Genomic DNA, 25,587 nt, shown 5'->3' on the forward strand with positions numbered 1-25,587 from the left:
CCTGAGCGTCAGCGGCTGGCGCGGTAGTCGCGTTCGATGTAGCGCAGCAGCTCGGTCGTCTCTCGCAGGGTCGCGCGCTGGATGCGGGTCTTGCCGATAAAGCCGGGTACCCAGAAGTCCGGTTCCACATGCATCTGGATCGTCAGGTGCGTGCCGCCGGCATCGGGCTGCAGCTCCCAGCGGGTCGAGCCTGCACGCAGATTGCTGTGCTCCGGATCGACCTCGGCATCAATGCGTTCGGGGTAGTACTCGGTCACCCGTTCGTGCCTGCGGATGGTCCGGCAGAACACGAACACGCAGCTGTGCACGACGCTTGCGACCTCCACCTCGTCATCCGATCGGGAGACGATCCGGCTCTCGCGGATGGATTCCGAGTAACGGTTCAGCGCGTCGTAATCGGTCAGGTATGACCACAGGGCCTCGGGTGGGACTTCGACCCGGAAGGTCACCTCCAGCTCGTGCTGGTCACCGTCGGTATCAAAATGCCGCTCGACCACCTCCACCGCGAGTGCGGCACCGGGGGCCCAGCCGACCAAGGCAGCCAGGAGGAGGGCGGGCAACGTTCGCATCGCGGGTACCTCCTGGGCTTCGGTTCGGGGCCTGGCTGCTGCAGCTTTATGAAGAATTCGATCCCCGGATGCGGCCGGGGTTCAGGTTGCCCTACGACGGGCGGTTGGACTGTGATGATAGACAAAGACCTCAGGGGTCACTGTCGCGCTGGGGATGCGTGGTCCCCGTGACGGGCTCGTCGCGGATCGGCAGGGTGGCGAGAACGGCCAGAAGGCCGACGAGGTGGAGCGCGATCAGGATCATGAGATAGCCGCCTGTCAGGTCGACCCCGAGGCCGGTGAGGACCGGACCCAGCGCGGCGCCGAGGGCCACGGCGGTGTAGGTCATGCCCAGCAGGCGGCCCAGGCTGTACAGGCCGAACAGGCGGGCCAGGATCGCCGGTGTCAGGGCGATGTACCCGCCGTACCCGAAACCAAGTACCACCGCGAACAGCATAAGGGCGGCGTAGCTGCCTGCGGTGCCCCAGATCAGAAAGCTCAGCGTGATCAGGGCGAAGCACCCGCGATAGAGATGCATCAGGGAATAGCGATCGCCCAGCATGCCGATCGCCAGCCGCCCGACCACGCTCGCCAGCCCGATAATCCCGACCAGGCCCGCCGCGCGCAGCGGATCGATGCCGCCCGCCTCGGCCGCGGGCGGCAGGTGCACGAACGGTACGTACAGGATCGTATTCAGCAGAAAGGTCGCCAGATAAAGCTGGGCGAAGCGGCGCCCACCCCAGCGGGTGGTGGCGGCGTGGGTGCCATCCGGGGCGCGCCCGGGCCGTGGAAACAGGATGCCGGCGAGCGGCAGGATGACGGCTGCCGCGAGCGCGTAGAAATAGTACGTCGAGCGCCAGCCGTGGAGCTCGATCAGCCAGGCGGACAGCGGCGCGAAGCCAAGTACGCCCAACCCGATCCCGGATACCGCGATGCCCAGGGCCATGGAGCGTCTGCGGGCAAACCAGCGCCCGACCGCGGCCACGACGGGCACGAATACGCAGCTCGCCCCGATACCCACGCCCAGGCCATAGGCCAGGTAGGCCTGCCAGAGTTCGCCGGCACGCGCCGTCCCGACCAGCCCCGCCGCGATGAACAGGCCACCCGCAACGAGCAGCGGCCCTGGGCCGATGCGGTCGGACAGGGGGCCGGTCACACCGCTCAGGCCGAAGAACAACAGAGCGGTGGCGGAAAAGAACAGCGCGGACCCGCCGTGCCGTGTACCGAACTCCTGCGCCATGGAGGAGAAGAACGCCCCGTAGCTGTACGCGATGCCAAAGGCCACGAACAGCGCCACAAGGGAGAGCCCGCAGGCGAGCCAGGCGGTCGGGGAGTCCAGGGAGGGGGCGTCCTGGTGCTGGCGTGGACGCAGGGTCATCTAGCGCGGTCGGCCCAGCAGGCGACCGGCCCCCTTGCGGGTCTGACGCCAGATCTGGCGCAGGCTTCGGGATGACGGGTGGCGCAGCAGCCGGGTCTTGCGGGTTTGCTGCATGGCCGGGATCAGCGTCTCCAGTTCGGCCGTCAGGGCGTCGATGTTGTAGGGCGTTGTGCCATCGAGCCGGGCGGGAATCACCTCCTGTTCGGGCAGGCCGAAGTCCGCGGCGATCGCCTGGCGGGCGGCGGCGATGTTCTGCGCCTTGGGCCGTTCTTCCGGCGGGTCGAGCGTATACGGCGGCTCCCATTCGCGGGCGGGCGACAGGCGATCGATGTGGCTGGCCACGATGCGAATGGGCGGCTGGCGTCGATCCGGGCGCTCTGCAAAGAAGCGCCGTACGGCTTGCAGCGCCTCGTGGTCCGGGGAGCGGTCGGCCTGGTGCGCCGGCGCGACCCATAGCACCAGATCCGCCGTCTGGGCGGCATCAACCAGGGTATCCACGTCCATGCGGTCACCAAGCCCCGGGGTGTCCACCAAAAGCAGTTCCTGGCCGTCCGCGAGGGTCAGCAGGTAGCCCTCCTGCTCGGCGGTCAGCGGCAGCACGTCCGTGGCTGCGCGGTATTCCCCCAGCAGCGCGTTGACCAGCGTGGATTTCCCGGCCTGTGGCTGGCCCACGACCAGTATCTTCGGCCGGCCCGGGAATGCCTCCTCCGCGGGGCCGCTCGCCTGTGCTTCCTGGTCGGCGATCTCGGCCAGGGCGTCGGCATCGTGCTGCAGGCGGCCGGAGTAGAGCTCGATCGCGGCGCGGCCGACTTCCTCGATCCAGATGCGTGCGACCCGTCGCAGCAGGTATTCGCGTGCGCTGCCGGAGAGCTCGTTGAAGAAGCGATCACGCAGCTCCGCGGCCAGGGCGTGGAGGGGATTGGCCAGCCGCGCGATACGGTAGGCCTTGTAGGCCGTGCGCCCGTAGGACAGCCCCGATGCCACCATGGGCCGGTAGCCCCAGACGCGCAGGATCTGGCCCATGCGCAGGCGATCCGACAGCGGTACCTCCTCCAGCAGGATCTTGCGCAGCCGGGCGCTGACCCGCTCGCTGAGCAACAGGGCCTCGGGCACGGTGAACTCCCAGATGGGGTCTTCCTGTTCCGGGTGATAGTGCGCGGCCACGGTACGCAGGGTCTCTTCGCCCGCTTCCCGCAGGCGGTCGTAGTCGGTGACGATCTCGCCGCTGGCCTGCTCGCTCAGGCGCATCACCTCGGCCCAGGCGGCGTGTTCCAGTGGCGCCCAGTCGCCATCGGCGGGGCGCACGGGCTCGGTCGTCCGTTCGCGGGTGTGGACCTTGATCCGGTGGCGCGCCCACAGCGTCATGCCCCATACGCTTCCGGCGGCGATGGCGGCCGCGGCGATCCAGATCAGCAGGGCATTGTGTTCGTAGAGCCAGAGCAGACCCAGGACGAAGGCCACCACAAAGGGCGACAGCAGCAGGAACGCGGCGAAGGTCACGCCCGTGACCTGCAGACGGGTGAGCCAGCGGCGTTTCATCGCGTGTCGTTCCCCGAGGGCTCGGTCTGGCGGTGCCGGGCGAGGTTCAGGGCCTCGCGCAGGGCGTCGCGATAGGCCTGCTCCACCCCGGCCGTGGCCTCGCGCCCGTCATGTCGCCGGGCCAGGTAGTGGCGTGCGGCATAGCCCAGCGCATAGGTGGTGGCAAAGCTGGTGGCGGCCGCCGCTGCAGCACCTGCAGTCTGACCGTAGACGGGGACCAGCTTGCCGACCTGCCGGGCCCCGTGGCTGAGGCCGAGGCCGAGCAGGGTGCTGGAACCGAGCGCCGCGGAGAACTCGCTCATACTGCGAGAATCCCAGGTGACCCCGTAGATGCTGGCCAGACTGTGCAGCAGTTTCCCCTGGACCGCCGGAACGGAGAACAGGCCCAGCAGGGGGACGGCATCGGTGGTCGCGGCGACGCTGGCGTAGCCGAGGATGTGTGATCGGGCGCGCAGCCGACGGGCATCACCGCCTGCGGACTGGCGCAGCCCCTGCAGGATCACCCCCATGCGTTCCGGAGCCAGCTTCTCCAGGGCATCGAGCAGGGCGTCCAGGCCGTAGTGGGTCGGGGTGAAGCCCTCGTCCTCGGGCGTGATATCGACGGGCACGACCTGCACCGGGCCGGTCCCGGGCAGGTTGCGAAAGGCCTCGGCCTGGGTACGCCGCGCGCGGGCCAGTTCCTCCAGCCCGGGGCTGCGGTCCAGTTCGGCGTAGGGCGGATGATCGCGCCCGTCGGGATAGCCGTCGTGCAGGCAGGTCTGGACCAGCAGGACCGGCCAGTTCGGATGCCGGCGGCGAATGTCCCGCAGGGCATTCAGCACGGGTTCCTGCTGCAGATCCATCGCGCGCGCCACGGCGACCACCATGTGCGCGTGGCCCGCGAGCTCGGCGAGATCCTCGCTGGGGTCGTAGGCGACCTCGCCCAGTCCCCGCGTGTCCAGAAAGCGCAGCACCGGCGCTTCGGCCGGGAAGTCATAGGCGCGTGCCGTCCGGGTGCAGCTCCTGAAACCGGTCCCGATCGCCACGTCGGAGTCGCCGGTGATCGCGCGCACCAGCGTGCTCTTGCCGGACTGCACCTTGCCCAGCAGCCACAGCACGGGGGCCTGCTCGCGCGCTCGCTCGGCCACGACGTCGCCATCGGGGGCCTCGGCCTCGGGTCGCAGGACGGCCTGCATGACTTTGCGCCAGCCGAGGCCCTTCGGCAGGCGCAGGGATTGCCAGGGCAGCTTCATGCTGTGATTCCGTTTCGCGGCATGGAAACCTTTCATCAGTGAAGAAGGCGCAACTGTGCAGGGCTTGTGAGCCAGCCCGCCGCTCAGTGTGCCATGTCTCGGCCAATGTTCGCGGCGGGCGCGGTACACTGAAATGATGAGCGATATCTCCGAAGGCGACCTGTTCGGCCCGGATGCGGGTGGACTGCCCCCCGAGCCCGAACCGGCCGCACAGGGCCCGGACCCGAATGCACCGCTGGCCGAGCGCATGCGCCCGGCGCGGCTGGACGAGATGGTGGGCCAGGATCACCTGGTCGGCCCGGATGCCGCCCTGCGCCAGGCGATCGAGCAGGGGCAGACCCCGTCGATGATCCTGTGGGGCCCGCCGGGTTGCGGCAAGACCACGCTGGCCCGCCTGGTGGCGGCGGCCGGGGCACAGCGTCTGGTGACGCTGTCGGCGGTGCTGGCCGGGGTCAAGGACGTGCGCGCGGTGGTGGACGCGGCCAAGGCCCGGCGACGCAACGGGGTCGGCACGCTGCTGTTCATCGACGAGATCCATCGCTTCAACAAGGGCCAGCAGGATGCCCTGCTACCGCATATTGAGGACGGCACACTGACCTTCGTCGGTGCCACAACCGAGAACCCTTCGTTCGCGCTCAACAGCGCACTGCTGTCACGGGCGCGTGTCTATCGCATGGAGTCCGTCGGTGCCGAGGCGGTCGAGGCGCTAATTGAACGGGCGCTGAGCGATCCCGAGCGCGGACTCGGGGGGCGCGGGCTGCGGCTGGAGCCCACCGAACGCCAGCGGCTGGCCCGTGCGGCGGACGGCGATGCCCGGCGGGCACTGAACTGGCTGGAGACCGCCTCGGATCTGGCACGTGACGGCGAGATCACCGCCGACGCCCTGCGCGCGGTGATGGGGGCGCAGAGCCTGGCCTTCGATCGCCAGGGCGATGCCTTCTATGACCAGATCTCCGCCCTGCACAAGTCGGTGCGCGGATCCGATCCTGGTGCGGCGGTGTACTGGCTGACGCGCATGCTGGATGCCGGCTGTGACCCGGATTATCTCGGCCGGCGCCTGCTGCGCATGGCCTACGAGGACATCGGGCTGGCGGCCGTAGGGCTGGGTGCTCGGGTGCTGGCGGCCTGGCAGACGATGGAGCGGCTTGGGCGGCCGGAAGGCGATCTGGCGCTGATCCAGGCGGCGATCGAGCTGGCCGCCGCCCCCAAGAGCAACAGCGCCTACACCGCGTTGAACGAGGTCCGCGCCAGCATTCGCGAAACGGGCAGCCCCGGCGTGCCCCTGCATCTGCGCAATGCCCCCACGGAGCTGATGCGTGACGAGGGGTTCGGCGCCGGATACCGCTATGATCATGATGAACCGGACGGTTTCGCGCGCGGGCAGGTCTATCTGCCCGAAGGGCTGGAAGATCAGCGCTTCTATCGGGCGAAACGCGAGGGCACGGAGCGCGCGCTGGCCGAACGGCTGGAGCGACTGCGCGGCGACGGCAAAGAATAGAGACATATGCAGATACATCATCCCGAACGCTGGTGGCTGTTGGCCGCGGTCCTGCTGGCAGGGTCGCTGGTCTGGGTAGCACTGACCACCGAGTGGCCTGATCTGCTGCCGCTGCAGGACGTCGAGGCGTGGCTCGCCAGCTGGGGGATGGGCGCCTACATGATGTTTGTGCTGGCCTTTGTCGTCCTTGCGCTGTTTCCGTTGCCCAGCACCTTCTGGATCCTGCTGGGAGGGGCGCTGTTCGGGCCGTTCACCGGCGGGGCCCTGAGCCTGCTGGCGGCGACCATCGCTGCGATTATCGCGTTCATGCTGGCGCGCACCCTGCTGCAACCCTGGCTGGAACCGCGTCTGGGTCCGCGCAGCGCACGGCTGCGCGAGGATGTGGAGGCCGAGGGCTGGCGCGTGGTCGCACTGACACGGCTGGTGCCGGTCTTCCCGTTCGCCCCGACCAACTACGCCCTGGGCCTGGTGCGTATGCCGCTGACCGTGTTCACGATCACGACCCTGGTCGCATTGATCCCCAGCCTGTTCGCCTATGCCTGGCTGGGCCACGCTACGCGCGAGATGGTGGCGGGTGATACGGACAACCGGGTCCAGCTGGGGCTGGCGATTCTCGCCGTGCTGGCCCTGCTGCTGTTGCTGCCTCGGCTGTTGCGCCGGATCTGGCAGGGGCAGAAAGCCGTCCAGTCGCCAGCCTGAGTCCCGTAGCAACCATGTCGCGGGAGTCACCCTTCCTGTCCGTGATCATCCCGGTACTGAACGAAGCCGAATCTCTCCCGCCCTTGCTGGATACCCTGGGCGAGATCCTCGACTGCGAGGTGATCGTGGTCGACGGCGGGAGCACGGACGGGACTCTCCAGCAGGCAGGGCAATGCGGTGTGAGTGTGCTGTCCAGCGCCCCGGGGCGCGCACGGCAGATGAATGCCGGCGCCGAGCGCGCCCGAGGCGAGGCGCTCTGGTTTCTGCATGCCGACACCACGTTTCCGGACGGAGCCGGGGTGGCGGTGCATGCCCTGCGCGACGCGGTGGCCCGGGACGATCGCGCCTGGGGACGTTTCGACGTCCGCCTGTCGGGCGGTCGCGGAATATTCGCGCTGATCGCCGCGATGATGAACCTGCGCTCGCGTCTGAGCGGGATCGCGACCGGGGATCAGGGCATATTCATTACACGCTCGGCGTTCGATGCCGTAGGCGGCTGGCCGGACCAGCCGCTGATGGAGGACATCGAGCTCTCGCGGCGGCTGAAGCGATCGGTGGGGCGCCCAAGGTGCCTGCGCGCGTGGCTGGTCACGTCGTCCCGGCGCTGGGAGCGGCAGGGCGCATGGCGCACGATCTGGCTGATGTGGCGGTTGCGCCTGGCCTACTGGCTGGGTGCAAACCCGGACGGGCTGGCGCGACTTTATCGTGGTGATGCCTGAACGTCGGCCGACGGATGCGCCGCGCGTGCTGGTCTTTGCCCGCGTGCCCGAGCCGGGCCGGACCAAGACGCGGCTGATTCCCGCGCTGGGTGCCAAGGGCGCCGCACGGCTGCACGAGCGGCTGCTGGAGCACGCGCTGGACGTGGCCCGTCAGGTGGCACCGGACCATGTGGAGCTGTGGTGCACCCCGGATGCCGATCATCCGTTCCTCGAGCGTTGTGCGGAACGCTTTGGCTGTTCCCTGCACAGCCAGGTGGGTGATGACCTCGGGGCCCGCATGCGCCATGCACTGGAGGTGGGGCCGTTTCCGGCACTGGTGATGGGGTCCGATGCCCCAACGCTGGGTGTCGGGGACCTGGTCGCTGCACGTAAGGCGCTGGCTGAAGGGGCGGATGTGGCACTGATCCCGGCGCTGGATGGTGGCTATGTGCTGCTGGCCGCCGCGCGGCCCGTCCCCGGGCTGTTCGAGGCCGTCGAATGGGGCAGCGATCGGGTGCTGGAACAGACCCGTGAGCGGGCCCAGGCGCAGGGTCTTGTCTGGGCGGAGCTGGAAGCGCGGGCGGACATCGACCGACCGGAGGACCTGGTGCACTGTCCGCCGGTGCTCCTGCGTGGCATTGGGGCACCTCGAGAGTCCCCGATCCCAGAGCAGTCGCAAGTCGGCCCAGGCTTCGGGTAGGATGCGCGCCATGAAAGCCTTTGTTGCCTGGGTCGACCGTTCCCCACTGTGGTTGTTTGCACTGTTCGTGGCCACCCTGGGGCTGTCGCCCTATGTCCCCGAACCGCACATCGTCGAGAAGATCCGCTGGCTCTTCCAGGGCGAGCTGACCCGTCCGATCGATATCCTCGACCTGATCATGCACGCCATTCCCTGGCTGCTGATGGCCTTCAAGCTCTATCGCATGAGCATTACGTCGAAAGGCGCTTCCTGACTCGGCGTCTCCTTGAGGCTTGTGGGAACTCGACGGTCCCGACTTGGGTCGCTACGGTGCCTGCCACTTTGACGTGACCAAGGAGAGTCCCATGCGTTTTATTGTTGCTGTTACCGCCGGTACTGACGACCCGACCCGTGCCACCCTCGGCATGATCGCCGCGAACGTGGCCAAGCAGCAGGGCCATGACGTGACCGTCTGGCTGCAGGGCGAGGCCGTGAACATCGCCAACCGCAATGTCTACGACAAGATCGTCGGCCACAACATGCCGGCGATGAAGGACATCGTGGATTCGCTGGTCGAGGAAGGCGTCCCGTTCTGGGCCTGCGAAGCCTGCGCCAACGGCCGCGACGTCGGCGAGCACAACTTTCTGCCGAACGCCGAGATGGCCGGCATGGGTCAGTACGTCCAGGCCGTTGCCGAGTTCGACCGCTCCATGAGCTTCTGATCGAGCGGGCAGGTCCGCGGGTGGGGTGTGATCCCCCGCCCGTTTTGCCCGTGTCTCCTGTGTCAGCCCCTCGAACTGGCACATCGCATGCTTGTTTGTTCCGGGAGTGATCCACGGACGACGAGCATGACCCAGACCCCATCCCCGAGTTTTTCCTTCGAAGAGGCCATTGGCGACTTCCTGGTCGCCTCGCGCAAGTGCGAGGTGGTGAGCCTGGAGCGCCTGCTGGAGGCGGTACAGCTGGTCGGGCGCATCCGCGCGCTGGTGCATCAGCTCCAGCGCGAACGCGGTGCCTCCAGCCTCTGGATCGGCTCCGGTGGCCAGCGCTATGCGGACGAACTGGCGCAGTACCGAGCCGAATCCGACACCACCGCACAGGCGTTTCGTGAACACCTTGATGGCTGGCTGGAGCCCGGGGCCTGTGCCCACGCGCGCAGCCGTCTGCTGGGGCGCATGGCGCTGGCGCTGCATGGCCTGTCGGGTCTGCCCAGCCTGCGGGCGGAGGTCAGCGAACGCACGCTCTCGCCGATGGAGGCGATGCGCGGCTTCAGCGAGCTGATCCGGTCGCTGCTGGCAGTGGTGTTCGAGGCCGCTGACTCCGCCACGGACCCGGAGGTCTCGCGGGCCCTGGTGGCCCTGCTGAACTTCATGCAGGGCAAGGAGCTGGCGGGCCAGGAACGCGCGATCGGGGCCGCCGGCTTTGGTCAGGGCGTGTTCGATGGCGAACTGCGCCAGTCCCTGTTGCACCGGATCGATGCCCAGGAACGCTCGTTTCGGATCTTCTCCGAGTTTGCCCCGAAGCCCGCCTGCGCGGCCTGGCAGGAACTGCAGGGCGCGGGCTTCGCGGCGGAGGTCGAGCGGCTGCGCCGTCAGGCCTGTACCCACGGCGATCTCCGGGGCGATCCCCTGCCGGACCCGGCCCGCGCCGAGACCTGGTTTGCCTGCACCACCGCGCGCATCGACGCGATGAAGGAGATCGAGGACCTCTTGGAGATGCACCTGAACGAGTGTTGCTCGGCGCGGATTACGGCGGATCGCGCGGACCTGGGCGCGGTGCGTGATCGCATCGCCCAGCTGGCGGAATCGGAGTTGAGTGACAGCGTTCCGTATGCGGTGTTCTTTGGGGCGCCGGAGGGTCTGGATCATGAGGAGGATGGTGAGACGGTGCTCAACGTCCCCATCGTCGGACACTCGGTAATGGACCTGGTGCAGCGCCAGGCGACCCGGCTGCAGTCGGTGGAAGACGAACTGCATGCGGCACGCCAGGCTCTGGCCGAGCGCAAGACCATCGAGCGCGCCAAGGCGCTTCTGATCCAGCACCGCGGCCTCAGCGAGGACCAGGCCTACAAGCTCCTGCGCCAGACAGCGATGAACCAGAACCGGCGCCTGTCCGAGGTCGCCGAGGCCACAGTCGCGATGTCGGATCTGCTGGGCAAAAGCTTGTAGCAGCCCCCTTGTGCGGTGCACCAATGCGGTTCGCCTGCACCGCCAGCGCGCCCCAGGGTGGTGCCGCTGTCGGCCGAGTTGCGGTTGGCGTTGCCCTCGCGGGGTTCGATTGAGTAACCGAGACCATCCGATTTTCCCGCGCCATGGCGCGATTCTTCCTCACAGGCTCGATTAGTAACGGCTAATTGGCACACCTCCTGCAGGAGTATCGGCAAGACGAGCCAACGGCGGTTCGTCGCCTGACAACAGGGGGACCCGATGACCGGGTCTCCCATGGGACTGGACAAAGGCGTCCATCACCCGGCTGCAAACGCGGCCGGGCTGATGCGACGCCTTTTTTCGTTTTTGGACGTGTTTGCTGACAAGGGGAGTGAGCCCGCAATGACCGATTACACGAATGACACGAAGCAACCCTCCGGCCTGTCGCGCCGGCGTTTCCTGGGCGGTATGGCCGCCGGGATCGGCGCGACCGCTCTGGGTGTGTCCGGGGCCGCGCCCTGGGGCTATGCGAAGGCCGGCAACGGCAAACCGGAGACCACCGAGGCAAAGCTGGGATTTATCGCCCTGACGGATGCCGCACCGCTGTTCGTCGCGCTGGAGAAGGGCTTCTTCGCCGACCACGGTATGCCGGATGTACAGGTGCTGAAGCAGTCCTCCTGGGGCACGGTGCGCGACAACCTGGAACTGGGCTCGCGCCGCGGCGGCATCGACGGTTCCCACATCCTGACGCCAATGCCCTACCTGATCCATCGTCGCGGTACGCCGATGAGCATCCTCGCGCGGCTGAATCTGGCAGGGCAGTGCATCTCGGTGGGGGATGAGTACGCCGACCTGAAGGTCGGCCTGGATACCGGCGAGTTCAAGACCGCGCTGGCGGAAAAGCGCGCCGGGGGCGACGAGGTGCGCGCGGCGATGACCTTCCCCGGCGGGACCCACGACCTGTGGATTCGCTACTGGATGGCGGCCGGCGGGATCGACCCGAACCGTGACATCTCCACCATCGTCGTGCCGCCGGCGCAGATGGTCGCCAACATGCGCGTCGGCTCCATGGACACCTTCTGTGTCTGCGAGCCCTGGAACATGCAGCTGATCAACCAGGGCATCGGCTATACCGCGAACACCACCGGCGAGCTCTGGCACAACCATCCCGAGAAGGCGCTGGGCATGCGCGCGGACTGGGTGGAGGCGAACCCGAATGCGGCCCGCGCCCTGACCATGGCGGTGATGGAGGCGCAGATGTACTGCGAGGACCCGGCGAATATCGAGGAGGTCGCCGAGATCTGCTCGCGCCGGCGCTACATCCATGCCCCGTACGGCGACATCATCGACCGCATGCAGGGGCACTTCGACTACGGCACCGGCCGCGTGGTCGAGGATCATCCCGACCGCATGCGCTACTGGAACGACCAGGCCTCCTATCCCTTCAAGAGCCACGACCTGTGGTTCCTCACCGAGGACATCCGCTGGGGCTACCTGCCGCCGGATCTCGACATGCAGACCCTGGTGGACGAGGTCAACCGCGAGGACATCTGGCGCGAGGCGGCCGACACGCTCGGCATTGACTCGGCCGACATCCCCGAGTCCACCTCGCGCGGCAAGGAAACGTTCTTCGACGGCAAGGTCTTCGACCCGGAAGACCCGCAGGCCTACCTCGACAGCCTGGAGATCAAGGCGCTCGCGTCCTGACGCGACGGCCCGACGCCCCCTGCACAGACGATTCAAGAGGATTCAATGATGAGTGCCATTCTCGATCGCAACATGACCTTCGGCGCCGGGCGCGAACGCCCGGCGGCCGCGGAGACCCCCACGGCCCCGGTGGCCCGACCGGCGGCGCCGTCGGCGCGGTCCGGCGGTGCCCCGCCGCCCGAGCCCGGGGCCTGGGGGCGGCGTTTGCGCAACGCGGCCACCGTGGTCCTGCCGCCGGTGATCGTGACCGCGTTTTTTTTGCTCCTTTGGGAAATGATGACGTCCTCCCAGGGAGCCGTACTGCCCGGCCCGAGTCAGGTGATCACCGACACCTGGGAACTGATCGTCAATCCGTTCTATGACTACGGCGGCAACGACGTGGGCATGGCCTGGCAGCTGCTCGCGAGTCTCGAGCGTGTGGCCTACGGCTACGCCCTGGCGGTAGTCGCCGGGATCGGTCTCGGCGTGCTGGTCGGCCAGTCCACCTGGGCGATGCGCGGGTTGGACCCGCTGTTCCAGGTGCTGCGCACCGTGCCGCCGCTGGCCTGGCTGCCGATCTCCCTGGCTGCCTTCCAGGCCAGCAACCCGTCGGCGATCTTCGTGATCTTCATCACTGCGATCTGGCCGATCATCATCAACACCTCGGTCGGCATCCGGAACATCTCGCAGGACTACGTGAACGTGGCCCGCGTGCTTCGCCTGAACGGCTATGAGTACTTCACCAAGATCATGCTCCCGGCCGCCGCGCCGTATGTCTTCTCCGGTCTGCGCATCGGCATCGGTCTCGCCTGGCTGGCGATCGTCGCCGCCGAGATGCTGATCGGCGGGGTCGGCATCGGCTTCTTCATCTGGGATGCCTGGAACGCCTCCATGCTCAGCGACATCGTGCTGGCCCTGGTCTACGTCGGCCTGGTCGGGTTCTTCCTCGACCGTCTGGTCGCGATCGTCGGCAACTGGGTAACCCGCGGCACGCAGGCCGGCTGAGCCGGCCCCCTCACAGGAGAAACATCATGACCAGCTATCTCTCCATCGAACACGTCCACAAGACCTTTGGCGAAGGCCCGACAGCCAGCGAGGTGCTGCGCGACGTCGACCTGCACGTGGACCGCGGCGAGTTCATCTCCATCATCGGCCACTCCGGCTGCGGCAAGTCGACGGTGCTCAATATCGTCGCCGGGCTGCTGGAGACCAGCACCGGCGCGGTGATCCTGGACGGCAAGGAGGTCAGCAAGCCGGGCCCGGACCGCAGCGTCGTGTTCCAGAACCACTCCCTGCTGCCCTGGCTGACCGTGCGCGACAACGTGGCGCTGGCGGTGGACAAGACCTTCAAGGGCACCAAGTCCGCCGCCGAGCGCCGCGAATGGGTACTGCAGACTCTGGACATGGTCGGCATGAGCCACGCGCTGGACAAGCGCCCGGACGAGATTTCCGGCGGCATGAAGCAGCGCGTGGGCATCGCCCGGGCCCTGGCGATGGAGCCGAAGGTGCTGCTGATGGACGAGCCCTTCGGTGCGCTGGACGCGCTGACCCGGGCGCACCTGCAGGACGAGGTGATGCGCATCCAGTCGGATCTGGGCAACACCGTGCTGATGGTCACCCACGACGTGGACGAGGCGGTGCTGCTGTCCGACCGCATCGTGATGATGACCAACGGCCCGGCCGCGACCATCGGCGAGATCCTGGAGATCGACCTGCCGAAGCCGCGCGAGCGCCTGGCGATGGCCGACAACGCCGAATACAACCACTACCGGGCCGAGGTGCTGCGCTTTCTCCACGAGCGCCACAAGAACCCCGAGTCGGAGGCCGCGTGATGGATACCGCGAACGAGAAGCCGCGGCTGGTCCTGATCGGCAACGGCATGGCCGGGATGCGTACGGTCGAGGAGCTGCTGAAGCTCAAGCCGGACATGTACCACATCACCGTGTTCGGTGCCGAGCCCTGGGGCAACTACAACCGCATCATGCTCTCGCCGGTGCTGGCCTCGGAGAAGACCGTCGACGAGATCATGCTGAACGATGATGCCTGGTATGCCGAACGCGGCATCACCCTGCACAAGGGCCGACGCATCGAGCGGATCGACCGCGTGAACCGGCGGGTGATCGCCGAGGACGGCACCGAGGCGCCCTATGACCGCCTGCTGCTGGCGACCGGCTCCGACCCGGTGATGATCCCGGTGCCAGGGCACGAACTGGAGGGCGTGGTTGCCTTCCGCGACATCCACGACGTGGACGCGATGCTCGCGGCCAGCCGCGCACACCAGCATGCGGTGGTGATCGGCGGCGGCCTGCTGGGCCTGGAGGCCGCCAACGGCCTGATGCGCCAGGGCATGGAGGTCACCGTGGTGCACCTGATGGACCACCTGATGGAGCGCCAGCTGGATGCCGAGGCCGCCGGGATGCTGCGCGGCTCGCTGGAGGAGCGTGGCATGCGTTTCCGCATGGCGCATCAGACCGAGACGATCCTGGGCGAGGACCGCGTCACCGGCGTGCGCTTCACCGACGGCAGCGAGGTCGAGGCGGATCTGGTGGTGATGGCGGTCGGCATCCGCCCGAACACCGCGCTGGCCGAGTCCGCCGGGCTGCACTGCGAGCGCGGCGTGGTGGTGAACGACACCATGCAGACCTATGACCCGTCGATCTATGCGGTCGGCGAGTGCGTGCAGCACCGCGGCGCCACCTACGGCCTGGTCGCGCCCCTGTGGGAACAGGCGAAGGTCTGCGCCAACCACCTGGCCGAGTACGGCATCGGGCGCTACGAGGGCTCGATGACCTCCACCAAGCTGAAGGTGACCGGGATCGACCTGTTCTCCGCCGGCGACTTCACCGGTGACGAGACCACCGAGGACCTGGTGTTCAAGGACGCCGCGCGCGGCGTCTACAAGCGCCTGGTGCTGAAGGACAACCGCATCCAGGGGGCCGTGCTGTACGGCGATACCCTGGACGGCTCCTGGTATTTCCAGCTGATGCGGGACGCCACGCCGGTGGCCGACATCCGCGAGAACCTGCTGTTCGGCCAGGCGCATATCGGCGACTCCGGCCACGGCGACGAGGCCTCGCGGGTCGCGGCCATGCCCGACGAGGCCGAGATCTGCGGCTGCAACGGCGTGTGCAAGGGCGAGATCGTCCAGGCGATCAGCGAGCACAAGCTGTTCACGCTGGAGGACGTGCGCGCCCACACCAAGGCGTCGAACTCCTGTGGCTCCTGCACCGGGCTGGTGGAGTCCGTGCTTGCCACCACGCTGGGCGGCGACTACTCCGACGCCCCGGCGAAAAAGCCGGTCTGCGCCTGCACCGACCACAGCCACGACGAGGTGCGCGCGGCGATCAGCCGCGACGGGCTGAAGACCATGGACGCGGTGTTCGAGGCCCTCGACTGGAAGACCCCGAACGGCTGCCATGTCTGCCGTCCGGCGCTCAACTACTACCTGCTGGCGGCCTGGCCGAAGGACTACCAGGACGACGCCCAGTCGCGCTTCATCAACGAGCGCGCCCATGGCAACATCCAGAAGGACGGGACCTATTCCGTCGTGCCGCGCATCTGGGGCGGGGTGACCACCCCGGCCGAGCTGCGCGCGATCGCCGAGGTGGCCGAGCGCTACCAGGTGCCCACGGTCAAGTTCACCGGCGGCCAGCGCATCGATCTGCTGGGGGTGAAGAAGGTCGACCTGCCGGCGATGTGGCGCGATCTCGGCGACGCCGGGTTTGTCTCCGGCCATGCCTACGGCAAGGCCCTGCGCACGGTGAAGACCTGTGTCGGCTCCGAATGGTGCCGCTTTGGCACCCAGGACTCGACCGGGCTCGGCATCCAGCTGGAGCGGATGACCTGGGGCTCCTGGACCCCGCACAAGTTCAAGATGGCGGTCTCCGGCTGTCCGCGTAACTGCGCCGAGGCGACGATCAAGGACCTCGGTGTGGTCTGCGTGGACTCGGGTTACGAGCTGCACGTGGGCGGCAACGGCGGGGTGAAGGTCCGCGCCACCGACTTCCTCTGCAAGGTGGAGACCGAGGCCGAGGTGCTCGAATACGCCGGGGCCTTCATGCAGTTCTACCGCGAAGATGCGCGCTACCTGGAGCGCACCGCCCCGTGGATCGAGCGCGTCGGCCTGACCCGGGTGAAGGAACGCCTGGTGGACGACGCCGACTACCGCGCGGCGCTGTACGCCCGCTTCCTGGAGTCGCAGGAGGTGGCGCAGGTGGACCCCTGGGCCGAACGCGCCGCCGGGCATGCGGCGCACGAGTTCATCCCGATCACGCCGGTGGACGCGGCCCCGCGCCAGGGGGTGTCGGCATGAGCTGGCTTGCGATCTGTCCGCTCGAGGACATCCCGTCGCTGGGCGCGCGCGTAGTGGCGGGCCCGAACGGAGACATCGCCGTGTTCCGCACCGCCGATGACCGCGTGTTTGCCCTGCGCGACCAGTGCCCGCACAAGGGTGGGCCGCTGTCGCAGGGCATCGTCCACGGCGAGCGCGTGACCTGCCCGCTGCACAACTGGGTGATCGACCTGCAGTCCGGCGAGGCCACCGGGGCGGACAGTGGCTGCACCCATGCCTTCCCGATCCGGGTGACCGACGGTCAGGTGTGGCTGGATCTCTCCGGCGCCACGGGCGACGCCGCGGACGATCCCGCTGCGGCACCGGTCGCCTGCCGCGAGGCGGGCTGAGATGGCCACGGCCGAGCCGGTGACCCGTACCACCTGCCCCTATTGCGGGGTGGGCTGCGGGGTGGAGGTGACCGCGACGCCGGGCGGCGAGTTTCCGGTTGTGGTGCGCGGTGACCCCGCCCATCCGGCGAATGCCGGTCGCCTGTGCTCCAAGGGCGCGGCACTGGCCGAGACCCTCGACGACGAGGGCCGGCTGCTGCACCCGGAGATCGGCGGGCGGCGTGTCGACTGGGAGACCGCGCTGGATCATGTGGCGAACGGCTTTCGCGAGACCATCGCGGCACACGGGCCGGATGCGGTCGCCCTGTACGTCTCCGGGCAGATCCTGACCGAGGACTACCACGTCGCCAACAAGCTGATGAAGGGCTTCATCGGTTCGGCCAATATCGATACCAACTCCCGGCTCTGCATGTCCACGGCCGTGGCCGCCCATACCCGCGCCTTCGGGGTGGATGGCGTGCCGGGGAGCTATACCGACCTCGAGCAGGCCGATCTGGTCGTGGTGACGGGCTCCAACATGGCCTGGGCCCACCCGGTCCTGTTCCAGCGCCTGCAGGCCGCCCGCGCGGCGCGCCCGGAGATGAAGCTGGTGGTGATCGACCCGCGGCGTACGGCCACCGCCCAGGCGGCCGACCTGCACCTGCCGCTGGCGCCGGGTACGGATGCCTGGCTGTTCAACGGCCTGCTGGACCATCTGCGCCGGGAGGATGCGCTGGACCCTGGCTTCCTGGAGCGGCATGTCGACGGCTTCGCCGACGCCCTGGCGGCCGCGCGGGCCTCCAGCCCGTCGATCGCCGCGACCGCCGAGGCCTGCGAACTGGAGCCGGAGGCGGTGGCAACGTTCTTCCAGTGGTTTGCCCGTACCGAACGCACCGTGACCGCCTTCTGCCAGGGCATCAACCAGTCCGACAGCGGCGTGGACAAGGCCGGGACGATCCTCAATGTGCACCTGGCCACCGGCCGTATCGGGCGCGCGGGCATGGGCCCGTTCTCGCTGACGGGCCAGCCGAACGCGATGGGCGGGCGCGAGGTCGGCGGACTGGCCAGCCAGCTGGCAGCCCACATGGGCTTCGACGACGCGGCCCTGGACCGGGTCGGACGTTTCTGGGGCGCACCGAACCTCGCGCGCCAGCCGGGGCTGAAGGCGCTGGACCTGTTCCGCGCGGTCGAGTCGGGGCAGGTGAAGGCGGTCTGGATCATCGGCACCAATCCGCTGTTCAGCCTGCCCGAGGCCGCGCGCTTCGAGCAGGCCCTGGCCGCATGCCCGCTGGTCGTGGTCTCCGACTGCGTGCGCGAGACCGAGACCACGCGGGTAGCCGACGTCCTGCTGCCGGCGACCACCTGGGGCGAGAAGGACGGCACGGTAACCAACTCCGAGCGCCGCATCTCGCGCCAGCGCCCGTTCCGCGCGCCCCCGGGCGAGGCCCGTCACGACTGGTGGGCGCTGGCCCGGGTCGCGCAACGGCTGGGTTTCGCTGCGGCCTTTCCCTATACCCGCCCGGGCGAGATCTTCCGCGAACATGCGGCGCTGTCCGCCTTCGAGAACCACGGCACGCGCGACTTCGACATCGGCGCGCTGGCCGGGATTTCCGACGCGGCGTACGACGCCCTGGAGCCGGTACAGTGGCCGCTGCCGGCGGGGAGCCAGACGGGCGCCGAACACCTTTATGCCGATGGCCGTTTCTTCACCAAAAGCGGCCGGGCGAGTCTCGCGGCCGTGACCCCGCAGGCCCCGACCGACCCCGTCGCTGCCGACTATCCGCTGCGCCTGAACACCGGCCGCATCCGCGACCAGTGGCACAGCATGACCCGCACCGCCCGCACCCCGCGCCTGAGTGCGCATCAGCCGGAGCCGTTCGTCGAGATCCATCCGGTGGATGCCGGCCTGTTCCGGGTCCAGGCCGGCGACCTCGCCGAGGTGACCAGTCGCCACGGGCGTCTGCTGGCGCGGGTGCAGGTGCGCCGCGAGCAGCGCCCGGGCAGCGTGTTCGTGCCCATGCACTGGAGCCGGCCGATCGCGCGGCTCGCCCGAGTCGATGCTCTGGTGCCCGCGCATGTCGACCCCGTCTCCGGGCAGCCGGCGTTCAAGCACACGGCCGTGGCCGTGCGCCCGGCGGCGCTGGACTGGCACGGCTTCGTGCTGAGCCGCGAGCCGATCTCCGCGCCGGAGGCCGACTATGCGGTCACCGCCCGTGGTCCCCGGCACCTGCGCACCGAACTGGCCGGGCGGGGCGCACCGCCCACGATGGATGCGTGGCGCGAGCGCCTGGACGGGCCGGGGGAATGGCTGGAGTTCGCCGACCCCGCCGGGGGACGCTATCGCGCCGCGCGGATCTACGAGGGCCGGCTCGCCTGCGTGCTGTTCGCGGGCCCCGACCGGGGCCTGCCCGAGCGCGAGTGGCTGGGTGGCCTGTTCGCGGCCGAGACGATCAGCGATGCCGAACGGATGGCTCTGCTGACCGGGCGACCGCCGAACGGCCGGGCCGCGCGCGGGTGCATGGTCTGCGCCTGCTTCGGCGTGGACGAGACGTGCATCCGCACTGCGATCCGCGAGCAGGGGCTGGCCACCTGCGAGGCCGTGGGCGCGGCCCTTGAGGCGGGGACCAACTGTGGCTCCTGCCGACCCGAGATCCAGACCCTGTTGAATGAAGAAGCCGAGGCGCCCACGAACCCCGTGGCGCGGGAGGGATAAGCATGGAACACCTGCCGATTTATATGCAGTTGCACGGCCGCGAGGCCCTGGTGGTCGGGGCCGGGCCGGTGGCCACGCGCAAGGCCGCGTTGCTGCTGGAAGCCGGGGCGCGGGTGCGCCTGCGCTCCCCCGAGTACAGCGAGGCCGCCGAGCGCCTGCTGCGCGAACAAACGGGGGCGATCAGCCGCGATCCGGGGGTCTATGACACCGATTGCCTGGATAGTGTGGCGATCGTGATTGCTGCGACCGACGATGCGGCGGTCAACCGCCAGGTCTCGGAGGACTGCCTCGCGCGCTCGATCCCGGTGAACGTCGCCGACCAGCCCGAGCTGTGCAGCTTCATCCTGCCGGCGATCGTGGAGCGCGGGCCGCTGACCGTCGCGATTGGCTCGGGTGGCCGCGCCCCGGTGCTGGTCCGCCTGCTGCGGGCGAAGATCGAGAGCCTGATCCCGGCCGGCTATGGCCGGCTGGCCGATCTCGCCGGGCGGCTGCGCGACCGGGTGCGCGCCCGTTTCGACCACGTGAATGCCCGCCGCGCCTTCTGGGAACGGGCCTTTGCCGGGCCGGCCACCGAGCTGGCCCTGGCCGGTCGCATGGACGCGGCCGAGGCGCGCCTGGAACAGGAACTGGCGGACGCCGCGGCCCGCACGCCGGGCGAGGTCTACCTGATCGGCGCCGGACCGGGCGATCCCGACCTGCTGACCTTTCGCGCGCTGCGCCTGCTGCAGCAGGCAGATGTGGTCGTCTACGACCGGCTGGTGTCCTCCGAGGTGGTGAACCTCGCGCGGCGCGAGGCCGAGCGCTTCTATGTCGGCAAGGAGCGCGATCACCACTGCGTGCCGCAGGAGGAGATCAGCGCGCTGCTCTCCCGACTGGCGCGAGAGGGCAAGCGCGTGGCACGGCTGAAGGGCGGCGACCCGTTCGTGTTCGGCCGGGGCGGCGAGGAGCTGGACGTGCTGGCGCGCGACGGCGTGGCCTACCAGGTCGTCCCCGGCATCACCGCGGCCAGCGGCTGTGCCGCCTATGCGGGCATACCGCTGACCCACCGCGACCATGCCCAGTCGGTGCGATTCATCACCGGCCATACCCGCGAAGGGCGGCTGGATGTGGACTGGTCGCAGCTGACCAGTACCCGCGAGACCCTGGTGTTCTACATGGGCCGCAAGGGCGTGGGCGAGATCTGCCGGGGGCTGAAGGGTGCCGGCCGCGCCGGGCAGACCCCGGCGGCGATCATCGAGAACGGCACCACCGCCCGCCAGCGCGTGGTCAGCGGCACGCTGGATACGCTGGCCGCGCGTGCCGAGCGCGAGCAGGTGGGCTCGCCCAGCCTGATCGTGATCGGCGAGGTGGCGGCCTGCCACGCGCGTCTGGCCTGGTTCCAGCCGGATGCCGGGGCCGCCACGGTGTTTCCACAGCCGATGCCGATGCCGATGCCGATGTCGGGGCCGCGTGCCGCGGCGGCGAGCGCGGCGTGACGGCCGCATCCGTCCTGCCGGAGGCGGCGGCCAGTGGCCTCGCGGGTCGCCGGGTGGCCCTGCCGGAGAGCCGGGCGCTGGAGGTCTTCGCCGGTCTGCTGGAGCGGCGCGGGGCCGAGGTCTGGCGCTGCCCCCTGATCGCGATCCACGACAGCCCCGACCGCACGGCGATCGAGGCCTGGCTGCACAGGGCGATCGAGGCGCCGTTCGACCGCCTGATCTTTCTGACCGGCGAGGGCTTCACCCGCCTGACTGGCTTTGCCCGGAGTGCCGGGCGCGAGGACGCCTGGCTGGCCGCCGTGGTGCGGACGCCGACCCTGGTGCGCGGCCCCAAGCCGGGGCGGGCAATGAAGCCCTTCGGCGTGCGGCCGGATGCGATCGCGGCCGCACCGACGACCGAGGGCATCATCGAAACCCTTTCCGAACAGGATTGGGCCGGACAGGATCGGGCCGGGCAGCATCTGGCCGGGCAGCGTATCGGGGTGCAGCTCTACGGCGCGGAACCCAACCGCCGCCTGCTCGAGTTCCTGGAGCAGGCGGGCGCCGAGGTCTTTCCCGTCTGGCCCTACCGCTATGCGGACGCCGCCGAGACCGGGCGCGTGACCGGGCTGATCGAGGCCCTGATCGCGGGGGACGTGGATGCGATTGCCTTCACCAGTCAGGCCCAGGTGCGGCGCCTGCTGCGCGTCGCCCGCGACGCGGGGCGCGAGGACGCGCTGCTGGCAGCGCTCGGCCGCACCGTCGTCGCCGCGATCGGCCCGGTGGTGGCCGACGAGTTGCGCGCCCACGGGGTGCACCCGACAGTGGTCCCTGACGGGCAGTACTTCATGAAACCCCTGGTCTCGACGCTCGCGCGCCACCTGGGTGCACATGGCGGCTGAATGGCGGGCCCGGCGCGGGTCTCAGTGACCGTCGTGGCCGGCGTACATCGCCTCGATGGCTTCGCTGTAGTGCTCGACGATCACCGGGCGCTTGAGCTTCATGGTCGGGGTCAGCATGCCGTTGTCGACAGACCAGGCCTCGTGCGTTACATGCACATGGCGGATCTTGGCGTAGCCGGGGAAGTCGCGTAGCTGGTACTGGATGCGCTGCAGCAGGGCGCGTTCGGCCTTGCGCGGCAGGCGACCATCGGCCTCGGCTTCGAGATCGTGGTCGCTGGCGAACGAGGCCCAGGCCTCCGGCTCCGGAACGACCAGCGCGGTCAGGAAAGAGCGGTTGTCGCCGACGATCATCACCTGGTCGAACAGCGCATCCAGTGCGATCGCCATCTCCATGTCGGCCGGCGGGACCTTCTCGCCGTTGGTCAGCACCAGGATGTCCTTGATGCGACCGGTGATGAAGACATGCCCGCTGTCGTCGATCCGGGCCTGGTCGCCACTGTGCAGCCAGCCGTCCTCGTCGATGGTCTCGCGGGTGGCCTCCTCGTTCTTCCAGTAGCCGAGCATTACGCAGGGGCTGCGGGTGAGCAGTTCGTCCATCTCGCCAATCTTCACCTCCACCCCGGGCAGCGGCTTGCCGATCGAGGCGGGCAGGTTGTTGTCCGGGGTATTCACGGTGACCACCGGACTGGCCTCGGTCATCCCGTAGCCGTGCAGGACCGGCAGGCCCAGGCCGATGAAGAACTGGGCGATCGGCGGTGGGAGCGGCGCGCCGCCACAGACCGCGAAGCGCAGCTCGCCGCCCAGGCGGTCCAGCACCTTGCGCGCGACGATGCGCTCCAGCAGGGGCCAGAGCAGAAAGCCGGGGGACCAGCCGCCGCGGCCCTGCTGGTGCTCGAAGCGCTTCCAGCCGATGTTGACGGTCGCCTTGAACAGGGCGCGGCCGAGGCCCGATTTCTGTTTCAGGCCGGCCTGGATGCGGCCGTGCACGCGTTCGTAGATGCGCGGCACCGAGATCAGCACGGTGGGGCGCACGTTGACCAGGTCTTCGCCCAGGGCCTGAATGGAGCGCGCGAAGGCGACCTCGGCACCGATCAGCATGGGCATGTACAGCCCGGCGGTGCGCTCCAGCATGTGCGACAGCGGCAGGAACGAGAGAAACCGGTCGGCGGGCGACAGCGGGCCGGCCTGCGAGGAGGCCCAGGCGTTCTCCAGGATGTTGCGGTGCGAGAGGATTACGCCCTTGGGGCGCCCGGTGGTGCCGGAGGTATAGACGATCGTGGCCATGGCCTCCGGGTCAAGATCCGGATAGTGGACATCCGTACCCTCGTGCTGTGCGAGCCAGTCTTCCAGCTCGACTACGCGGTCGTCTTCCGGCTCCGTGTCCTCGCCGCCGATGTTTACGATGCGCCGCAGCGACGGCATGTTCTCGAAGTGCTCGGACAGCCGGCGGCTGTGGGCGCTCTCGCCCAGCAGCAGGATGCGCGCCTGCGTCTGGCCGATGATGTAGGCGACGTTGTCCGGACGGTCATCGGTGTACAGCGGGACCGGGACCAGACCCAGCCCCATCGCCGCTTGGTCAAACGCGACCCACTCGCGTGAGTTGCCGAGCATCAGTGCAACGCGTTCGCCAGGCTTGAGGCCCTCCGCAGCCAGCGCGGCCTGCCAGCGATCCACCATCGTTCCCATCTCGCGCCAGGAGGTCTGCTGCCACCCTCCGCTTTCGCTGTTGTACTGGCGATAGGCCGGGGCATCCGGCGTCTGCTCGACGCGGACACGGAACAGCGAGGGGAGGGTCGGGGCCTGGTCGGGACGGATCGCGGAATCGGACATCGGCGCGTCTCGCAGCTTGGAGTATGTTCGGGACGTTAGAGGACCCGGACCTGTGCGGCAACCTTGGCGTCTGTGGCGTTCTACAGTCCCAGCGGGTGGGCGGCGGGCCGGTAGGCGACCGCACCAATCACCAGGCTGATACCGATCAGCGCGATGATGCCGCCACCGGCAAGCCCGAAGGCCGGGCCTACGTAGGTCAGGCGGCCGACGCGCGTCGGGCCTAGCCAGCGGCGGGTCCAGTCGCGTGCGGAGACGGCCAGTGTGGCCAGAACGGATACCGTGGCCGCGGTTCCCAGCGACATCGCCAATACGGCCAGCACGCCAGCCCAGGCCAGACCCAGGGCCGCCGAGACCGCCATGATCAGCACCGCGCCGGAGCAGGGGCGGATACCCACAGCCGCGACCGTACCCCACCAGGTCCCGCTGTGGTTCGGGTCGACATGATGCGGGGTGCCGCAGCCGCAGTGATCGTCGTGGGTGTGGTGGTCATGGTGATGATGGTCTGCGTGCTCATGACGGGCCTCCGCACGTGCCTGGGCATGGGCCTTGTGCAGGCGCCAGGCGTGGCTCAGGGCACGCAGCATCAGCCAGACCCCCAGCAGGGCGACCAGCGCGAAACTGGCGATCTCCAGGGTGCGCACCTGGCCCAGCGTATCGCGCGCCAGCCAGCCGAGCAGGCCGATCAGCACCCCGACCAGCACAATGGCCGTGACCCCCTGGGCCAGTGCCGAGACGGTGGAGAGCAGGATGCCGCGTTTCAGGTTCTGGGGCTGGGTCAGCAGATAGGCGCTGATGACCGCCTTGCCATGGCCGGGGCCGGCCGCGTGGAAGACGCCGTACAGCAGGCTGACCAGGATCAGGGCGCCGGCCGTCTGGGCGGTGGGGGCGTCGCGCAGGGCGTGCAGTCCCTGAGTGAGGTCGCGATGCAACTGGCGCTGCGTCTGCAGCATCCAGGCGGTGACGCGCTCCAGTGCCCCGGGTGGATCGGCAAGTGTCTCGGGTACCGGTGCGGTGGCGGTATCCGGCATGGCCGAGCGTTCCTCGGCCTCGGTTTCGCCCGCAGGGGTGCCGCCGCCCAGCGGATGGGCCGATTCGCCGGCGTGGGCGCTGAAAGCGCCCAGCAACAAGAAGAGCCCCAGGACCAGGAGGACCAGGGGGCCAGTGAGGCCGTGAAGTCGATGGGCGGGGGCGACGATCATATCGTTACACTATAACGCTGTCCTGCGGATTCATCGAACGGTTTTCGTTCTAATCCTGTGTGGTCGCGCTCAGTCCGAACGGTTCCGGCATTGCAGGGTGGCGGTCTCGGCAAAGTGGCGTCCGAGATTGTCGACAGGACTGCGGTCCTGACGTTCCAGGGTGGCGGCATAGCGCATCAGTTGCGGGTCCGGGCGCGCCTCTTCGATCTGTACCTCGCAGCCCTGGCGATTCTCGATATGCACCACGTCGTCCGCGTCGTGCAGGACCTCGATCCAGTAGGTCGGGTCGAATACGCGATAGGTGAAGCCGCTGGCATCCTCGAGGGCGTGCTCGGCCAGCGGCAGGTCGAAGCGCAGATAGAGCCGCCGGTCCTCCAGCGAGAGCCGGGCGTTTTCCGCCCGAGGTACCGCGATCTCCGCGTCGTCGTGGCGCAGCTCGGTGAAGTAGTCGTAGGCGGCCAGGTTTTCCAGCATGCGCTCGGCGACCCGATCCAGCGCCTCGTCGATGCCGATATCGCCTTCCAGGTCCCGGGTCATCTCTTCCAGCAGCATGTGGCTGTAGGTCGGATCGATCAGCCAGGCCTGCTGCATGCGCTCCAGCTGGCCGTTGTCGTCGAACACCAGCCCCACGCGCAGGTCGATCCAGGCGTGGGGGTGTGCCAGCGCAAGGCCCGGGATCAGTAGCGCCAGGCCCAGCAGGAGTCGCCGGATGAGGCGTCGGGCCAT

Annotated in this window: 22 protein-coding genes; 15 read left to right on the forward strand and 7 right to left on the reverse strand. The window is 68.9% G+C overall.

What is annotated here, in order from left to right; all coding sequences use genetic code 11:
* Window positions 1–8: 8 nt before the first annotated feature.
* From F467_RS0105605 to F467_RS0105620, 4 genes are all read right to left on the reverse strand, one after another.
* The gene (locus F467_RS0105605; RefSeq protein WP_018138327.1) at window positions 9–569 is read right to left on the reverse strand and encodes an SRPBCC family protein; all 561 of its coding nucleotides are present in this window, start codon (window positions 567–569) and stop codon (window positions 9–11) included.
* Between the two features lie 130 nt (window positions 570–699).
* Window positions 700–1,926 (reverse strand): MFS transporter, encoded by a 1,227-nt coding sequence (locus tag F467_RS0105610; RefSeq protein ID WP_018138326.1) that lies wholly within the window; start codon window positions 1,924–1,926, stop codon window positions 700–702.
* Window positions 1,927–3,465 carry a GTPase family protein gene (locus F467_RS0105615; RefSeq protein WP_018138325.1) on the reverse strand — a complete coding sequence of 513 codons (1,539 nt, stop codon included), beginning with the start codon at window positions 3,463–3,465 and terminating at the stop codon, window positions 1,927–1,929. It abuts the gene before it with no gap.
* Window positions 3,462–4,697, reverse strand: a complete 1,236-nt coding sequence (locus F467_RS0105620; protein ID WP_018138324.1) for a GTPase family protein — start codon at window positions 4,695–4,697, stop codon at window positions 3,462–3,464. The genes F467_RS0105615 and F467_RS0105620 overlap by 4 nt, the downstream gene beginning before the upstream one ends.
* Before the next feature lie 133 nt (window positions 4,698–4,830).
* On the opposite strand from F467_RS0105620, the gene F467_RS0105625 reads away from it, so the two are divergent.
* From F467_RS0105625 to F467_RS0105695, 15 genes are all read left to right on the forward strand, one after another.
* Window positions 4,831–6,195 carry a replication-associated recombination protein A gene (locus F467_RS0105625; RefSeq protein WP_018138323.1) on the forward strand — a complete coding sequence of 455 codons (1,365 nt, stop codon included), beginning with the start codon at window positions 4,831–4,833 and terminating at the stop codon, window positions 6,193–6,195.
* Between the two features lie 6 nt (window positions 6,196–6,201).
* Window positions 6,202–6,894, forward strand: coding sequence for a TVP38/TMEM64 family protein (locus tag F467_RS0105630; protein WP_012982072.1), 693 nt, complete (start codon window positions 6,202–6,204; stop codon window positions 6,892–6,894).
* Window positions 6,895–6,908: 14 nt separating this feature from the next.
* Window positions 6,909–7,613, forward strand: coding sequence for a TIGR04283 family arsenosugar biosynthesis glycosyltransferase (locus F467_RS0105635; RefSeq protein WP_018138322.1), 705 nt, complete (start codon window positions 6,909–6,911; stop codon window positions 7,611–7,613).
* On the forward strand, window positions 7,606–8,292 hold the full coding sequence (locus F467_RS0105640; RefSeq protein ID WP_018138321.1) for a TIGR04282 family arsenosugar biosynthesis glycosyltransferase: 687 nt from the start codon (window positions 7,606–7,608) through the stop codon (window positions 8,290–8,292). The genes F467_RS0105635 and F467_RS0105640 overlap by 8 nt, the downstream gene beginning before the upstream one ends.
* A 10-nt stretch (window positions 8,293–8,302) precedes the next feature.
* Window positions 8,303–8,545 carry a hypothetical protein gene (locus F467_RS0105645; RefSeq protein WP_012982075.1) on the forward strand — a complete coding sequence of 81 codons (243 nt, stop codon included), beginning with the start codon at window positions 8,303–8,305 and terminating at the stop codon, window positions 8,543–8,545.
* Window positions 8,546–8,636: 91 nt separating this feature from the next.
* Entirely contained in the window at window positions 8,637–8,993 is a 357-nt protein-coding gene (locus F467_RS0105650) for a DsrE family protein (RefSeq protein WP_018138320.1), read from the forward strand.
* A 126-nt stretch (window positions 8,994–9,119) separates the two neighbouring features.
* A complete protein-coding gene (locus F467_RS0105655) occupies window positions 9,120–10,439 on the forward strand; it encodes a nitrate regulatory protein (RefSeq protein ID WP_018138319.1) in 1,320 nt (439 codons plus the stop codon).
* A 381-nt stretch (window positions 10,440–10,820) separates the two neighbouring features.
* Window positions 10,821–12,125, forward strand: a complete 1,305-nt coding sequence (locus F467_RS0105660; RefSeq protein ID WP_018138318.1) for a CmpA/NrtA family ABC transporter substrate-binding protein — start codon at window positions 10,821–10,823, stop codon at window positions 12,123–12,125.
* Between the two features lie 48 nt (window positions 12,126–12,173).
* Window positions 12,174–13,109, forward strand: a complete 936-nt coding sequence (gene ntrB, locus F467_RS0105665; protein ID WP_026182200.1) for a nitrate ABC transporter permease — start codon at window positions 12,174–12,176, stop codon at window positions 13,107–13,109.
* Between the two features lie 26 nt (window positions 13,110–13,135).
* Window positions 13,136–13,936: an ABC transporter ATP-binding protein gene (locus tag F467_RS0105670; RefSeq protein WP_018138316.1), complete on the forward strand. Its 801-nt coding sequence runs from the start codon at window positions 13,136–13,138 to the stop codon at window positions 13,934–13,936.
* On the forward strand, window positions 13,936–16,416 hold the full coding sequence (gene nirB, locus F467_RS0105675; RefSeq protein ID WP_018138315.1) for a nitrite reductase large subunit NirB: 2,481 nt from the start codon (window positions 13,936–13,938) through the stop codon (window positions 16,414–16,416). Before F467_RS0105670 ends, nirB begins: the two co-directional genes overlap by 1 nt.
* The gene (nirD, locus tag F467_RS0105680) at window positions 16,413–16,784 is read left to right on the forward strand and encodes a nitrite reductase small subunit NirD (protein ID WP_018138314.1); all 372 of its coding nucleotides are present in this window, start codon (window positions 16,413–16,415) and stop codon (window positions 16,782–16,784) included. The genes nirB and nirD overlap by 4 nt, the downstream gene beginning before the upstream one ends.
* Before the next feature lies 1 nt (window position 16,785).
* The gene (locus F467_RS0105685) at window positions 16,786–19,476 is read left to right on the forward strand and encodes a nitrate reductase (RefSeq protein ID WP_018138313.1); all 2,691 of its coding nucleotides are present in this window, start codon (window positions 16,786–16,788) and stop codon (window positions 19,474–19,476) included.
* A gap of 2 nt (window positions 19,477–19,478) precedes the next feature.
* Window positions 19,479–20,951, forward strand: coding sequence for a siroheme synthase CysG (gene cysG, locus F467_RS0105690; RefSeq protein WP_018138312.1), 1,473 nt, complete (start codon window positions 19,479–19,481; stop codon window positions 20,949–20,951).
* The gene (locus tag F467_RS0105695) at window positions 20,948–21,832 is read left to right on the forward strand and encodes a uroporphyrinogen-III synthase (RefSeq protein WP_018138311.1); all 885 of its coding nucleotides are present in this window, start codon (window positions 20,948–20,950) and stop codon (window positions 21,830–21,832) included. The genes cysG and F467_RS0105695 overlap by 4 nt, the downstream gene beginning before the upstream one ends.
* Window positions 21,833–21,853: 21 nt before the next feature.
* Here F467_RS0105695 and F467_RS0105700 read toward each other — a convergent pair whose 3' ends face one another.
* The 3 genes from F467_RS0105700 to F467_RS0105710 form a co-directional block, all read right to left on the reverse strand.
* On the reverse strand, window positions 21,854–23,662 hold the full coding sequence (locus F467_RS0105700) for a long-chain fatty acid--CoA ligase (RefSeq protein WP_018138310.1): 1,809 nt from the start codon (window positions 23,660–23,662) through the stop codon (window positions 21,854–21,856).
* 80 nt (window positions 23,663–23,742) lie between these two features.
* Window positions 23,743–24,861 carry a nickel/cobalt transporter gene (locus F467_RS0105705; protein WP_018138309.1) on the reverse strand — a complete coding sequence of 373 codons (1,119 nt, stop codon included), beginning with the start codon at window positions 24,859–24,861 and terminating at the stop codon, window positions 23,743–23,745.
* A gap of 69 nt (window positions 24,862–24,930) precedes the next feature.
* Entirely contained in the window at window positions 24,931–25,587 is a 657-nt protein-coding gene (locus F467_RS0105710) for a DUF1007 family protein (RefSeq protein ID WP_018138308.1), read from the reverse strand.

Origin of the sequence: Thioalkalivibrio sp. ALJ12 (assembly GCF_000378305.1) — a bacterium.
In the GTDB taxonomy this organism is placed as follows: Bacteria; Pseudomonadota; Gammaproteobacteria; order Ectothiorhodospirales; family Ectothiorhodospiraceae; genus Thioalkalivibrio.